The following is a 15,394-nucleotide window of genomic DNA, read 5'->3' on the forward strand; positions in this document are numbered from 1 at the left end:
TGCAACGTCGCTGCTTCTGTCGCGTTGTTCACCTCCGTGCCCGAATATTCTGACTGGCGCTCGCGTATAAACTGGCTCCCGCATCCGGAGACGGATCGGGCCTGTTCGCGCGTTACAGATTCGGCTCACGGAAAGGAAAAGGGACGCTCTGTTGAAGGAGACGTTTTTCTCAGCTCTCGCGAATCTTCTTCAGTGGTTCGTCTGGTTGCCACCCACTTTTGCCTCACTTCTCATTCTCGCGATGGTGGGTGTGCTGGCCGCAGGTGTGACGGGGCTTGTCATCACGCGCGGGCTGGCGCGCGTTCCCGGTAAAAGACGCGGGTCGTTCATTCGCAGCAGCGCCACCACGCTGCGTCATCCCGCGCAGGTGATGGCGGCGGCGGTGATGACGATCATCGCCATTCCAGCACTTGAACTGCCTATGTGGCTGGCGGGCGGTCTCGCGCATGCGTTTGCCGTGATGCTGGTGCTGGCCATGGGGGTTGGGCTGGTCAAGGCCGCACGACTGGCGTCGAGCATTTATATCGAGCACATCGACGCCTCCGCCGATGATCGCGAGGAGGACATCCTCGGGCGCAAGCATTTCACGCAGGTGCGGCTGCTTCAGCGCATGGCGGAAATCATCATCGGCGTGCTGACGATCGGTACGGCGCTGATGACGTTCGACCCCGTGCGGCAGTATGGGCTGAGCCTGCTGGCCTCGGCCGGTGCGGCCTCCATCATCGTCGGTTTTGCGGCGCGCTCGGTCATCACCAACCTGATTGCGGGCGCGCAGATCGCCATCACGCAGCCCATCCGCATGGGGGACATGATTGCCTTCAACGGAGACTGGACGTGGGTGGAGGAAATCAACGCCACCTTCGTGGTGCTGAAAGCGTGGGACAAGCGCCGCCGGATCGTGCCGTTGTCCTACTTTCTCGACAATCCGTTCGAGAACTGGACCTATAATTCCGCCGAACTGACCGGCGCGGTCTATCTGCCGCTCGATTTTCTCGCGCCCATGCCGGCAATCCGCGCGAAGCTGGGAGAGATTGTGGAGAGTTGCCCGGAATGGAACGGCAAGGATTTCAGTGTGCAGGTGGCGGATGCCAACGACCGCACGATGATGATCCGTGTGACAGCGGGCGCGCGCACGGCAATCCGGAGTTGGGATCTGCGCTGCGCGATCCGCGAGCAGATCATCGACTGGATTCGGGACAACTGTCCTGAAGCGTTTCCGCAGACACGTTTCTCGGCACATGCATCGGCACCGGATAATCCACATCATCTGATGGCGCTGGGTGGTCCTGAAACAGCCGCCTGACTCGCATTCAGCGCGGCACCACGAAGCGGGCACGCGCGGCTTCGGCTTTTGCACGCAGGGCACAGCCCTCGGCATGATCGTTCACCAGTCCCATCGCCTGCATGAAGGCGTGGAGGGTTGTCGGCCCTACGAATTTCCAGCCACGTTTGCGAAGTTCTTTCGACAGGGTGCGTGACACCTCTGTCTCAGTGAGCATCTGGGGAGAGGGTGTGCGTGGTGGCTCGAAGCGCCACAGCCACGCCGCCAGCGAGTCTTCGCGTTCCAGAAGCTCGCTCATCCGCCGGGCGTTGTTGATGACGGCCTCAATCTTGCCCCGGTGACGCACAATGCCCGAATTGGCGAGCAGGCGCTGCACGTCGCGCTCATCGTAGTGCGCGATCTTCTCGTGATCGAAGTTGTCGAACGCAGCCCTGAAGTTCTCGCGCTTTTCAAGAATGGTCCGCCAGCTCAGGCCGCACTGGAAACTTTCCAGACACAGCTTCTCAAACAGTCTGCGATCATCCGCGACGGGAAAGCCCCATTCATGGTCATGATAGGCCATATAGGAGGGAGTGGCGGCGCACCATGCGCAGCGGGGGACGCCATCGGCATGTGTGTGAAGAGTCATGGTATTGGTCCGAAGAGCGTGGGACAGTTTGTGAATCTACGCAGGATGTAAAATTTTTACACGCACGTTTTTACAATATTGCACGGTCTTTTGCGGGTGCGAGATGGATGGCGTGACGCTTCAGTGCTGATAATGTCGCAAGATTCGCCATCCGGAAGAAGTGCCATGTCCTCGTCATTCTGCCTTACCCCCCAGACCTATCACGTGTTGACGGATGGCGTGCGCCGTGACCCCGAAGAGTTCTGGCTCAAGGAAGGGCATCGTCGTCTGGTCTGGAGCCGCGAGCCGACCCGGGCCATGGATCAGGAAAAGGGCTGGTTTGCCGATGGCACGCTGAACGCCAGCGCGAACTGTCTGGACCGTCACCTGCCGGAACACGGCGAAAAGACCGCCATCATCTGGCAGGGTGAAGAGGCGGATCATGTCATCCGCCTGACCTATCGCGAACTGCATGCCCGTGTCTGCGCGTTTGCCAATGTTCTGCGTGACTGCGGCGTGAAGCGCGGGGACCGTGTGGCCATCCATCTGCCCTGCGTGATTGAGGGCATTATCGCCATGCAGGCCTGCGCGCGTATCGGGGCCATGCATGTGGTGCTGTTCGGTGGGTTCTCTGCGGAAGCCATTGCGGACCGTGTGGCTGACAGCGGTGCCGTGGTGGTTGTCACGGCCAATGTGGGGCGTCGCGGCGCGAAGCGGATTCCCTACAAGACGACGATGGACGCGGCCCTGCGTCTGCTGGGCGATAAATCCACGGTCCGGCATGTGCTGGTCGTCGGCGTCACGGAGGATGAGGTGCCGCTGGAGGCGGGCCGGGACGCGCTGTTGGAACCGCTGTTGCGGGCGGCATCCATGGACTGTGCCCCGGAGGCGATGAATGCCACCGATCCCCTGTTTCTGCTCTACACTTCCGGCAGCACCGGCAAGCCCAAGGGCATCGTGCATGGAACGGGTGGTTATCTGACGTGGGCGTCGTTCACGCATCAGTTGGTGTTCGATCACCAGCCGTCCGACATTTTCTGGTGCACCGCCGATATCGGCTGGATCACCGGCCACAGCTATGTGGCGTATGGGCCGCTGGCCAATGGTGCCACGATCCTGCTGTTCGAGGGCATGCCGTCTCACCCGACCCCGGGACGGTGGTGGGAGGTTATTGCCAAGCATGGGGTGACCACCTTCTACACGTCTCCCACGGCCATCCGGGCGCTGATGAGCGAGGGAGATGAAATCCCCGGTCGCTATGATCTGTCGAGTCTGCGTGTGCTGGGCTCGGTGGGGGAGCCGATCAATCACGAGGCGTGGACATGGTTCCACGAGGTGATTGGCGGCGGTCGCTGTCCGGTGGTGGACACATGGTGGCAGACGGAGACAGGTGGTGCGATGATTTCACTCGTGCCCGGGGCTGTTGAGGCGCGTCCGGCCTCGGCCACATTGCCGCTGCCCGGTGTGAATCCGGTGTTGCTGGACGAGAAAGGACAGCCGCTTGAGGGGGCGGCCGAAGGCATCCTGTGCATCGATGGCTCATGGCCCGGTTGCGCGCTGACGATCTGGAATGACGACGCGCTGTTTCAGACGACTTACTTCAAACCGTATCCGGGGCATTATTTCACGGGTGACGGGGCACGCCGGGATGAGGATGGTTATTTCTGGATCACGGGGCGCGTGGACGACGTCATCAACGTCTCGGGTCATCGCATCGGTTCGGCAGAGATCGAGGACGCGATTTCGGAAATTCATGACATTTCCGAAAGTGCCGCTGTGGGTATTCCGCACGACCTCAAGGGGCAGGGGCTGATTGTCTATATCGTGCCGCATGAGGGGTTGGATAAGGCGGTGACAGCCGGTCTGAAGGATCAGGTCGTGCGCATCATCGGGACCAAGGTGGGGCGTTACGCGGTGCCGGAGAAGGTGTTTGTCGTGCCGGACCTGCCCAAGACGCGCTCGGGCAAGAACGTGCGGCGTCTGATGCGCAAGATTGCCTGCGGAGAGACGGAAGGTTTTGGCGATCTGTCCACGTTGGCCAATCCCGCGATCGTGCCGGAACTGATTCGTATCGTGGGTGAAGGATAGGTTTCGACAGTCTTTCGCATCGTTTTGAGAAGGGTGCGCTGACGCTTCGGAGGGAGCGCATGGTCTCCGTCGTAGGGCGGACGAAGGACGGCACTCCCCAGAATGGTGCGGAAGGGAGAGTGTCTTTCTAACCCAATAAAATCTGTAATGACATGGAGTTGCAGCCTCTCTCCCGCCGAGTGATCAGTGTCTGGCGGGAGAGAGGTTGTTTTCAGATTCTGCTGTTTGAGACAGCACTGTCATAAAACCATCAAATTTCCTGCGTCGTGTTTCGACACTTCGTGCCGTAAACCCCGGCATTAAGGTTAACGGAACATGGACTGATGATGTCCCAAGCCATCATGAATGCCGACGTAGAGGTTGCTCCCGTTTCCCGTCCTGACATGGACGGTGGCAACAAGCCCCTGCACGTCGTTATGTTTTTCACCGTGCTGATCGGTGCGCTCGGTTTTGCGGCGTTCAGCATCCTGCACGACATGCACGCCGTGGGCGAAGGGCCACTTGCCACGGGTACGTTCGTCCTTCTTGGCGTGGCCCTGATCATTGCGCTGGCCTTCGAATTCGTGAACGGTTTCCATGACACGGCCAATGCCGTTGCCACGGTGATCTACACGCACAGTCTGCCACCGCTTTTTGCGGTCATCTGGTCTGGCTTTTGGAACTTCCTCGGCGTTGCGACGTCGGCGGGGACGGTGGCCTACAGCATTGTCACCCTGCTGCCGGTGGAACTCATCCTCGATGCTGGCAACACGGCCGGTTATGCGATGATCTTCGCGCTGCTGCTTGCCGCGATCATCTGGAACCTCGCCACCTGGGCGTTCGGCATTCCCAACAGTTCGTCGCACGCGCTGGTCGGTTCGATCATGGGTGTGGGTCTGGCCAACCAGTTCATGGCGCCCGCTGGCGCCACGACTCAGGGCGTCAACTGGGAGCAGGTTCGTAAGGTCTTCGCGTCTCTGCTGTTCAGCCCGGTCTGTGGGTTCGTGATGGCGGCTCTGCTGCTTCTGACGCTCAAGCTGCTGGTGAAGAACCGGGCGCTTTATGATGCGCCGAAGGGTCATGAGCCACCACCGTGGTGGATTCGTGGTCTGCTCATCACCACCTGCACGGGCGTGTCTTTCTCGCATGGTGGTAATGACGGTCAGAAGGGCATGGGTCTGATCATGCTCATCCTGATCGGTGCGGCGCCGACGGCGTACGCGCTAAACCGCGCGATGCCGGAAAGCGCGATGCCGGCCTTCATCCAGACGGCCGATCAGGCGAATCATATCTTCCTCGACCATGCGGGTGCTGTGCCGGTGGCGATGGATGTGGCGACGGCCAAGACCACGGTGGGTGCGGCCCTGCGCGCGCAGTCGGTGGCCTCTCCCGAGACGTTCTCCGCTCTCGCGGTGCTGAGCCACGACATTTCCGACTCAGTGCGGACCTATGGCTCCATGAAATCCGTTCCGGCGGCGGCCGTTCCGAACGTGCGCACCGAGATGTATCTCTCCGCCGATGCCATCCGGGTCATGGGAGCGGCCAATGGTTTCAGCGCGGATGAGAAGAAGACGCTCAAATCTTTCCAGTCCGATCTGTATGCCGGCACACGTTTCATTCCGCTGTGGGTGAAGGTCTCGGTCGCCATTGCGCTGGGTCTGGGCACCATGGTCGGCTGGAAGCGCATCGTCATTACGGTAGGTGAGAAGATCGGCAAGACCCACCTGACCTATGCCGAAGGTGCGTCGGCTGAAGTCGTGGCCATGAGCACGATCGGTCTGGCGGAAGGTTATGGCCTGCCGGTGTCCACGACGCACATTCTCTCCAGCGGCGTGGCCGGTGCGATGGAAGCCAATGGCTCGGGCCTGCAGTGGTCCACATTGCGGTCCATGGCGATGGCCTGGGTGACGACACTCCCGGCCGCCATGGCGATTGCGGGATGCCTCTACGTCATTTTCCGTCAGGTTTTCTGAGGGCCTAGAGGGTGTTATGTACTTTCTGGCGTGAGTGTTGCAGAACAGATGGATGAATACTGCCCGCAAACCGTATCCGTCTGATATCAGTGACGAAGAGTGGTCTCTGATTGTTCCCTATCTCCTTCTGATGAAAGAAGATGCAGAGCAGCGACGTCATGATCTGAGAGAGTTGTTCAACGGTCTTCGGTATGTGATCCGTTACGGCATTGCATGGCGTGCGATGCCGAACGATCTGCCGCCATGGACTGCGGTTTACCAGCAATCGCGGCGCTGGATGGAAGCAGGATGTTTCGAGGCTGTTGTCCACGATCTTCGGGCTGTACTGCGTATTGCGGCAGGCAGGAAGGCGGAGCCGACGACGGTAGTCATCGACAGCAGGACACTGCGTTCGACCCCGGAAAGCGGGCCACGGTCCGGGTATGATGGTGCGAAAAGAAAGAAGGGATCGAAGCTGCACATGGCGGTCGATACTCTGGGGCATCTTCTGGCTCTGCATGTCACCCCGGCAAACAGGGACGACCGGGCGGAAGTCGGTCCACTGGCGCAAGCCATTCAGGAGGCAACAGACGGTAGTGTGGAACTGGCATGGGCTGATCAGGGCTATACCGGATCAAAACCGGAAAAAGCTGCCAAAGAGCAGGATGTCACTCTCGAAATCGTTAGACTACCTCAGGCTAAACGGGGTTTCGTTCTGCTGCCACGTCGCTGGATCGTGGAGAGATCGTTCGCATGGGCAACACGGTGCAGAAGGCTCGTAAAAGACTACGAGCGCTGTGCTTCAACCCTCGCCGCAATGCACACCATCGCCTTCGCAGGTTTCATGCTGAAAAACGCAGCTAACCTGCTCATCCAAAGTGCAGAACACCCTCTAGGGGAAATACCGTCGGGTATTTCCTCCTTCTCCTTGTTTCCAGCCCCGTCTGTTGCTGTCATGACGACATGCGGCAGACGGGGCTTTTTTTATGGAGATGTGCTCGTCAGATCGCCATGTCTGTCGATCGAATTTGTTTTGGTGGGTAAGCGGCGATACTGCTGGTCGTCTATCATAAAGGCGTCAGCCTAAGCCGTTCTCCTCATGGGGAGTGTTCAGTCGCATGAAGAACATGGGGTTCTTTTGTGTGTAAGATCGCGGGTCGTATGTTCGCGATCATAGGAGGAACGGCTCATGTCCATTCGTGTCGGCGTTGCTGGCTGGTCGATTCCCCCTGCGTTTGCCACACAGTTTCCTTCAAGCGGCACGCATCTTGAACGCTATGGCACACGTTTTTCAGTAGTCGAGATCAATAGCAGTTTCTATCGGCCGCATCGACGCACGACATATGAACGCTGGGCAGCAAGTGTGCCGCCTGCATTTCGTTTCTCCGTCAAGCTGCCCAAGGCCATTACGCATGAGCATCGTCTGGTCGATTGTCAGGCGCTCATGGAGAGATTTGCAGAGGAGACGAGCGGTCTGGGTGACAAGCGTGGCCCCATTCTGATTCAGCTTCCGCCGAGTTTTGCCTATCCCGGCGATATTGCCGAACAGTTTCTCAGCGATCTGAAATCCCTGACGACAGGAGGGCCTCTTGTTCTGGAGCCGAGGCATGTCAGTTGGTTCCAGCCGGAGGTTGACCGCATGTTGAAGAGGCAACAGGTGTCACGGGTTGCGGCGGATCCGGCCAAACCGTTACAGGCCGCGCAGCCCGGAGGCTGGGAGGATCTCGTCTATTTTCGATTGCACGGCTCTCCCCGTATTTATGAGTCACCCTATGGGGAGCAGGACATTGAGGTTCGCGCAAAAGCTGTTGCCTCACTTAACGCTCATGGCGTCGATGTCTGGACGATCTACGACAACACCACATATGGTGCTGCCACGAAAAATGCTCTGGAACTTGAAGACGCTGTGCGCCGTCAAAGACAAAGCGGGCAGTGAAATGGCCCGTGGCCGCTCGGTCTTTTGATATCGAAAGATTGATCGACTGCGTTCAGAAGAGCCGCAAGAGCGCCACCTCGTCAGAATAAGCTACGTCGCTTCCTTATTCGTCTGACATGCCGGTGTCGAACGGGCCTGAGTCAGCGCCTTTTCCAGTCGGGCACGCGTGGCAGTTCCCATGCGTCCCATGCCACAGGCTTTACGCATCGCGCTCAGAAGATCGCTCTCGCTGTATCCGTTCCCATCGAGAGAGCGGGCGAGCGTGACGAGGGCCGCCAGCGGAACCGTTGAGGGGTCGAGGCTTTCCCCGGCTGCAGGCGCGGGAAAGGGGATATCTGTCTCGGGTGAAAAATGCGGTGGCCAGATGAAGGTGCCGCAGTCTTCCATGCTGCGTGTCAGTGTCGGCGGAATGGCTGTGAGAATCCGCTGACGGATGTCGCGTCCTACGCGAGCAAAGCCGTGGTTGCGCGAGAGGGATTGGACGAGAATATCTTCGCGGATCGGCCCTTTCTCTGTCACGAGATATTCGATCATGGCCTGTAAATGCGGCGTATAATCTTCTTCGAAGAAGCGCTCATGGTCGGCAGGAATACGTGGTGTGGGTTCTATTGTGTTCACGGGACCGCGCGCGAGAAGAGTAGGACGGGGCATTTCCGCTGTCGTAGAGAAGGTCTTTTCTGGCGCGTGCGGAGCGGAGTCCTTGGTATCTTCCTCCGGTTTGGATGCATTTTCTCGCAGGGCTTCCTCCGCCGCCGCCTGTGCGGCGACGGCGCTCTTGCGATCACGTTCTTCCTGTTCGGCGCGGCGCTTGCGTGTCTGCTCCAGAACGCTGCGTAACTGCTGGTCGATGCGGTCGCATTCGCGGGCGGCGTTGGTCCACCAGTCGGTGGACCATATACGCAGAATGGACCATCCAAGCCCTTCCAGCACTGTCTGACGCAGTCGGTCCCGGTCCCGAGCCGTGGCGCTGCGGTGATAGGTCGCGCCGTCGCACTCCACGCCTGCGAGGAATGCGGCAGCACGGTCGGGATCGACAATGCCAAGGTCGATGCGAAAACCCGAGACGCCCACTTGTGGAATTACCTGCCACCCCTTGCCGCGCAGAAGCGCGGCAACTTCTTCCTCGAACAGGCTGTCGAACCCGCCTACGGAACCTTCGTCCACGCCTGCGAGCGCTTTTGAACCGTGTTCGGCAAAGACGAGGAACTTCCGGAGATCGCGCACGCCCTGTGCGCTGGTGCGGTTGATGTCGATGCGGTCCGGACGGAAGGAACCGAACACGACCAGCTTTTCACGGGCACGGGTGATGGCCACGTTGAGTCGCCGCTCTCCACCATCGCGATTGAGGGGGCCGAAATTAAGCGTCATGTGGTTTGCCTGATCGGGACCATAGGTGAGGGAAAAGAGCATGATGTCGCGCTCTTCTCCCTGCACGTTTTCAAGATTGCGGATCAGCACGGGTTCATTGGCATCGTCATTGAAGAAACGCTCGATGTCCGGATGGCTCTCGCGGGCCTTATCGAACAGGTCGGTGATGAGGGTCTGCTGCTCGCTGTTGAAGGTGACGATGCCCAGAGAGCGGTTCGTGCCGTCGCGCAAAAGCGTGAGTGCTTCCGCCACGATGGCCTGTGCTTCCATCGGGTTGGTGCGCGCGCCACCGCGCAGATAGACGCTATCGGGCACGAAGCGGAAGGAAACCGCCCGATCCTGTGTGACGGGTGAGGGAAAGGTGATGAGCTGACCGCCGTAATAGGCGTGATTGGAGAAGGCGATCAGGCTTTCGTGACGACTGCGATAGTGCCAGTTGAGTTGTACGGAGGGGATGCCCGCACCACGACACTCATCAAGGATGGATTCCAGATCGCAGGTTTCGGCGTCACGGACGCTTTCGTCTTCACTGGCGCTGCGATTGAAAAAATCCGTCGGGGGAAGCTGTTTCGGATCGCCCACGACGATCACCTGCCGTCCACGGCCGATCACGCCGATGGCGTCCCATGTCGGGATTTGCGAGGCCTCATCGAAGATGACGAGATCGAAAGGCTGCGCGTCATGGGGAAGATATTGCGCGACGGAAAGCGGGCTCATCATCAGGCAGGGCGTGAGCTGACGCAGCGCGTGAGGCATTTTTTCGGCAAGCTGGCGGATGGGCAGGTGACGCGCCTTCTTTGCCGCTTCGCGTGTGAGAACCTTGTATTCCGTGTCGGTTGCCCGGGTTTGCGCGTCAGGGATCTGGCCGGCGAGACGGGCACGGGTCAGTTGCGTGGCCATCTTCATGATCTGGCGGTCGAGTTCACGAAACCGCTCGATGCTGCGCTCATGCGTGGCAGCGACAAAACCGCGCAGGAGCGGGGACCGTTCGACGGCTCCTGTGAGCCACCAGCGGGCATAGTTGGCCTCGAACACCGTTACGGTTTCGGGGGCCGGGATGAGTCCGCTTTCCACCGCGTCCACCAGTGGGCCGAGGCCGAGCCGCTCCGCGCGTTGGCAGGTGAGTTTCCAGTTGCACCAGTCACGCAGGTTTCGTGACGCTGCAATCCAGCCTCTCAAGCGTTTTGTCAGGGCAGGAAGCCAGTCGGGGGCCGTGGTGTCGGCCATGCGATCGGGTGCTGTTTCGCTGATCGTTGCGAATGTTTCAAGATTTTTGATAACGGTTTCAAGATTTTGGCTGAACGTGTCGAACGACGCGCGTGCCGATCCGCTGGGAGTGAGCAGATCGCGTCCTTCTGACAGCAGTGCCCGCAGGTGGGTGCGTGCGGCCAGCAGGACCGTGACATCGGGGGCACAGGTGGCCAGCGCTGCGCGGGTAGAGCGGCCCCAGGCGTGATGCGCGTCCACACGGTCGAAATCCGTATCCAGTCCCTGCCACAGAGTCGTTCCGACTGTAAGACCATGTGGCGCATCGGCCAGATGCTTTTCAATGTCACGCAATGCAATCAGACGTTGCAGATCCGGTGCGCAATCCTCGGGCAGTGCGCCATCTGCGTGCGGTTCGAGTTGCTTGCGGACGGATTTGATGGCCTTGGATTTGGCGAGAAACTGAAAAACGGATTTTTCCTGCGCTTCGTTCCATGTTTTCAGAAGATCATCCAGAGGCAAGGTTTTTGCCTCGGGTTTCCATGCGACGGAAAGCTGAGCGGTCAGTTCGCCATGACGGGCGATGTGTGGCTTTTCGGCATGCATGGCATTGCGGGTGGCGTCCGAATCTTCTGCGAAAGCCCACGCGGATGCTTCATCTTTTTCAAGACAGGCGCAAAGGATTCGCAGATGCTGCAGTGCGGGAAGGGACATGTCCTCGATCCCGAGATTCAGCGTCTTGCGTACGGCTTTCGTACTGACGGCGAGTTGCTCGACCCCTGTTAGAAGAGTGCGGGCGGCATCCACGAAATCCTTTTCCCACTGGGGCCCCCACTCCGTCCGGTCCAGACCGGAGAGCGCGGGTGAACTGATGACATCGCCGATCCGTTCATGAACACTGGCAATATCGTCGGCGGCTTTGCATAGTGCTTCGTATCCGTCCTCGTCGTGCATGTCCGGTGAAGGCCATGTGAAGGTAAGTGGCAGGAGCTGGGCGTCATCGGCCCGCAGAACGACGCCGATGGCGCGGAAGGGTGTCCACCCGTTGCGCCAGCGCTGGTGAAGTTCATGGACATAGGCATTCAGTTCGCCGCGTAGGAGATTGATCTGCTCGCGGGAGCGGCGCCAGTCGCCTTCATCGAAACGATCAAGCACGTTCTGGGCCGTCTGGAATTGTTCCAGCACGGCCATCTTGCTCGCTTTGGGCGAGAACAGGTCGAGGCAGAACTCCGCAAGTCCGATCTGACGCAGGCGGTTGCGCACCACTTCCAGAGCGGCGCGTTTTTCCGCCACGAACAGGACCGAGCGGCCCTGTGCCAGCGTGTTGGCAATGATGTTCGTAATAGTCTGACTTTTTCCGGTTCCCGGTGGGCCGATCAGCACGAAGTTGTCTCCCGCCGCTGCGCGGGCGACAGCGCGGAGCTGGGAGGAATCGGCCTCCATCGGACAGGCGAGATCGGCCTGCGAAAACAGTTCATCCAGCGCGCCATCCGTTTCTGTCATGGGCGCGGCACCGGTGGAGGAGGGGCTGTCCTCGCTCACGCCGTCGAGCAGGCGACGGGCGACCTCGTTGGAGCGCAGGCTTTCGCGACGCTCCAGCAGATCTTTCCACATGAGGAACTTGGCAAAGGACAGGGTGGTCAGAGCGACGTCATCGTGCACTTCCCATCCTGGAACATTTCTCAGGCCCGCGCGAAAGATAGTGATGATGCGGGTGACATCCAATCCGTTGCCATCTTCGGGGAGTTGGTCCCCTTCCAGTTCGGGGAAGCGGAGGTTGTAGTCGTTGCGCAGCATTTCCAGCAGTGTGATGTTCACGCGGCTGTCATCGCCGTGCGGGCGCAGCACGAAGCCGGAGCGCACACTGGGGCGTTCGAGCGTCACGGGCACGAGGATCAGCGGGGCCAGCCAGGGGGTATCGCCGTCCTTGCGGGTCCATGCGAGTGCGCCGATGGTGAGATAAAGGATATTGGAGCCACCCTCCTGCTCGGCGGACTGGCCACGACGGTAGATTTCGGTCAGAGCGGCCTGAAGCGCGGTTTCGGTGCGCGCGACGAGCAGTTCGCGCCGGTCGAGAGCTTCGATGGCGTAGGCGCGGGCGGCATCTTCGTGCAGGCGGTCATGATGCAGCGCAGCGTCCCGCGGATCGCCGTCTTTCATCATGTCGGGCCATGGGCAGAATCGCAGAGGGCGACCTTTCCCGCCAGCGCGGAGGCTGGCGAGTGTGTCCTCGAGCCTGCCCGGATCGGGGCAGTCGATACGGATGATCTGCTTTTCGCTTTTGGGTAGGTTCAAAAGCCGGTTGCGCCCCGACATGTCGAGCAGGCGGTTGCACCAGCGACTGATGCGGTCAGCAGGAGAAGACGCAGCGTCCTCTTCCGTCTCCAGCCTGTCTTCACGCAGGCTCGGCGTGTCCTCGAAGGCGGGTTGGTCCTCGGAGCCTGCGTTTTTTGTTTCTTTCTCTGCTGTGGCGGTGGTGTTGGCGCCGGGCATGGAGAGCGGACGGATGCGACGCAGGCGTGCACGATGAATGTCGATGAGTTCGCAAAATGTGTTGTCTTCGTCCTCTCCCGCGTGGCGAAGATTGGCTTCTCCTTTCTCGCACGCCACGGTGAAGGACGGTTTGCGGTCGAGAGTGACGAGGGTGGTCTCGAACACCTTGATCTCGTCCAGCTTCAGACGGTTGCGCAGGCTGGGAAGATCACGGGTGACGGAGGTGAGGGTGTCGGATTTCGTCAGCCAGACGCCCGTGAAGGCATGACCTTCGGTGATGACGATGAGCGGGTGCAGCCCCACGGCTTCCAGACAGGCGGCGAACAGCAGCGCCGTATCGAGACAGGTGCCGAGGCGTTCTTCCATGATCTGGGAAGGCAGACGCACACGCTGGCCGTTTTCCACGAAAGAAGCAGGCGGGCTGATATAGGTGATGTCCAGCGCACAGATGGCGCACCAGATGGCTTGCGCCTGTTCCCACACACGCGCCTTGTCGCGCTGGTAGCCTTCAAGCGTGTGTGGTTTTCCGGCGGCGCGGAGAATCTCGGAAGCGCTGCGCAGGATGCGGCCGATGGCGGGGTCGTTTGGTAGCACGAAGGCGGCGAGGATATCGGGAACGCCGGACAGGCCGCCCCATTCGCTGCGGGCCAGTACGCGGATGTCATGAGTCTTGCGCAGCAGTTCTTCTACGCCGCTGCGGACGATGAAGGTGATCTCCGCACGAGAGGCTTCTGTCTGCTGCTGGAGCCATGTGCCGTTTAGCCGCACATCCTGCGGGCGCAAACTGCGGTATTCGCCGGCGCCAACCTGCTGGAGCCGCCATGTGTGCGGCTGGATGGCGGGAGGCTCACAGGTCAGGCTGATTTCGAGTTCGGACCAGCTTTTGGAAGTGGCGTTTTCCAGCGCTAGTTCCGACAGAAACGGCACGCTGTTTTCCCATAAAGCGGCGTTGACGGAGTCCTGAAGGCTGACATGCAGTTGAAGATGGGCTGGAGACTCGTCAGAGAGCGCGGTTGCGGAAGTGTCCACATCCATTGATTCGCCGGTCATGGTCAGTCCGTCTTTCCTGTGAGCAGATCAGAACATGAACAAGCAGTTAATGGCGCATGTGTCGAGGGGATATGGCGCATTGTGAAGATGCTGCAAGCGCTGAGAAAGATGACAAGAATATGAGATATGGAGTGATCTCAAAATTGAGAGATGCTTCTGTGCCTTGTTGCGCAGACTAAATTTCGTGACAGCGGGTGGGGCTGTGTCGTGTTCATCCAATGCTGTCGCAACTCAATGCCAGGATCGTCTTGGTTGGCTCACTATTCGACTGTGGTGAACAGCACTCTCCTCCGTAAACGCTGGAGATGAATGTGACGTCAGCGGTATCGTCCAAGTTATGGGCCTATTTTCATCTGCCGTTGCAGATGTGCCCCGAGGCCCGCATGCTCAGCATCTGTTGCGTGCACGCTCACCGGCCGTTGGCAGAAGGGCATCATGAAGAATCTTGATCTGTTCCGGTCTTTCGCTGCTCTTGGAGAACTCTGCAACTTCTCTGACGCCGCCGCACGACTGGGAATCACTCAGCCCACTCTGACCAAGCAGATTGCACGGCTTGAAGACATGATGGGCACGCAGTTGTTCGAGCGCTCTCGGCAGGGAACGGAGCTTACCGCTTTCGGCTGCCAGTTTCTGGCTGAGGTGCAGCCGCTGGTGCGCGAAGCGAACCGTATATGGGAACGCGGATTGCGAATGGCCCATGGAGAAACTGGCCAGCTTGCCATTGGCTTTACGTTTTCCGCTTTGGAAATCATGACGCGCGCGTTGATCGCCTACCGTGACGCCTATCCGGAAGTTGAACTGACTTTCAACGACATTTCCTCACAGTCCCAGTTGCCGATGGTGCGTGAACGGCAACTCGACGTCGCGTTTGCCCGCTGGCCAGCGGCCCCTGATCTTGCCTCCTGTCTGATCTCGCGTGACAGGCTGGCTTTCGTCTTTCCTGTTGCGCTTGAGGACCGGATCGCAACGATCGATAGCCCTGCCGTAAGCGGGCTGCCATTTATCCGACTGAAGAAATCTGTGGCGCCGGGTTTCGAAGAGGCTGTGGAGCGACTGTTTGCGTGGAAGGGTATTGATCCCGCCGTGACGCATTGGGTCAATGAAAGCCTTGTACAGCTGCGCATGGTCTCCGCAGGGTTGGGTGTAGCGGTGATGCATGAGTCGGCCCTTTCGGGCGTGATCGACACTCATGCGATCGTTGCCCAAGGAATCGAGGGACCGGCCCTCTCGTGGCAGGTGGGCATGTTCTGGCGCAAGGACGAGAAAAATCCTGTCGTCGGAAATTTCCTGCGTATCGCGCATGAGATGATGCGAACCTCATCTGCCTCATGAACGAATGGAACAAGAGCCGCCGTCTATTTCGGAGGTCAACGTCATTCCATAAGTTATCACGGAAGGAAACTCTTTACGGTTCAAAGCCGGAGATTACGCTG

General features: G+C 59.5%; 7 protein-coding genes and 1 pseudogene. 6 read left to right on the forward strand and 2 right to left on the reverse strand.

The genetic code is table 11. The annotated features are described in order from the left end of the window. Nucleotides 1-151 precede the first annotated feature (151 nt). On the forward strand, nucleotides 152-1,303 hold the full coding sequence (locus GOB87_RS00185; protein ID WP_166312531.1) for a mechanosensitive ion channel family protein: 1,152 nt from the start codon (nucleotides 152-154) through the stop codon (nucleotides 1,301-1,303). A 7-nt stretch (nucleotides 1,304-1,310) separates the two neighbouring features. Here the strand turns inward: GOB87_RS00185 and GOB87_RS00190 are convergent, their stop codons facing one another. Beyond that, nucleotides 1,311-1,910: a DNA-3-methyladenine glycosylase I gene (locus GOB87_RS00190; protein WP_166312532.1), complete on the reverse strand. Its 600-nt coding sequence runs from the start codon at nucleotides 1,908-1,910 to the stop codon at nucleotides 1,311-1,313. A gap of 165 nt (nucleotides 1,911-2,075) precedes the next feature. On the opposite strand from GOB87_RS00190, the gene acs reads away from it, so the two are divergent. The 4 genes and pseudogenes from acs to GOB87_RS00210 all read left to right on the forward strand — a co-directional run bounded on the left by acs (nucleotide 2,076) and on the right by GOB87_RS00210 (nucleotide 7,844). Beyond that, entirely contained in the window at nucleotides 2,076-3,977 is a 1,902-nt protein-coding gene (gene acs / locus GOB87_RS00195) for an acetate--CoA ligase (protein ID WP_166312533.1), read from the forward strand. A gap of 326 nt (nucleotides 3,978-4,303) precedes the next feature. Then, a complete protein-coding gene (locus GOB87_RS00200; RefSeq protein ID WP_166312534.1) occupies nucleotides 4,304-5,929 on the forward strand; it encodes an inorganic phosphate transporter in 1,626 nt (541 codons plus the stop codon). A 52-nt stretch (nucleotides 5,930-5,981) separates the two neighbouring features. Next, a pseudogene (locus tag GOB87_RS00205) lies at nucleotides 5,982-6,779 on the forward strand (IS5 family transposase); the annotation flags it as partial. A gap of 318 nt (nucleotides 6,780-7,097) precedes the next feature. Next, nucleotides 7,098-7,844 carry a DUF72 domain-containing protein gene (locus GOB87_RS00210; RefSeq protein ID WP_166312535.1) on the forward strand — a complete coding sequence of 249 codons (747 nt, stop codon included), beginning with the start codon at nucleotides 7,098-7,100 and terminating at the stop codon, nucleotides 7,842-7,844. 90 nt (nucleotides 7,845-7,934) lie between these two features. Here GOB87_RS00210 and GOB87_RS00215 read toward each other — a convergent pair whose 3' ends face one another. Then, complete coding sequence (locus tag GOB87_RS00215; protein WP_166312536.1) at nucleotides 7,935-13,961, reverse strand: DUF3320 domain-containing protein; 6,027 nt, start codon at nucleotides 13,959-13,961, stop codon at nucleotides 7,935-7,937. Nucleotides 13,962-14,396: 435 nt separating this feature from the next. Between GOB87_RS00215 and GOB87_RS00220 the strand changes: the two genes are divergently transcribed. Then, nucleotides 14,397-15,293, forward strand: coding sequence for a LysR family transcriptional regulator (locus tag GOB87_RS00220; protein ID WP_166312537.1), 897 nt, complete (start codon nucleotides 14,397-14,399; stop codon nucleotides 15,291-15,293). The last annotated feature ends 101 nt before the right edge of the window (nucleotides 15,294-15,394 follow it).

This window comes from Acetobacter estunensis (assembly GCF_011516945.1).
Lineage (GTDB): Bacteria > Pseudomonadota > Alphaproteobacteria > Acetobacterales > Acetobacteraceae > Acetobacter > Acetobacter estunensis.

Coding starts and splice junctions, on each gene's coding strand:
- GOB87_RS00215 (WP_166312536.1), bottom strand. CDS start 13,961: ATGACCGGCGAATCAATGGATGTGGACACTTCCGCAACCGCGCTCTCT.
- GOB87_RS00190 (WP_166312532.1), bottom strand. CDS start 1,910: ATGACTCTTCACACACATGCCGATGGCGTCCCCCGCTGCGCATGGTGC.
- GOB87_RS00220 (WP_166312537.1), top strand. CDS start 14,397: ATGAAGAATCTTGATCTGTTCCGGTCTTTCGCTGCTCTTGGAGAACTC.
- acs (WP_166312533.1), top strand. CDS start 2,076: ATGTCCTCGTCATTCTGCCTTACCCCCCAGACCTATCACGTGTTGACG.
- GOB87_RS00210 (WP_166312535.1), top strand. CDS start 7,098: ATGTCCATTCGTGTCGGCGTTGCTGGCTGGTCGATTCCCCCTGCGTTT.
- GOB87_RS00200 (WP_166312534.1), top strand. CDS start 4,304: ATGTCCCAAGCCATCATGAATGCCGACGTAGAGGTTGCTCCCGTTTCC.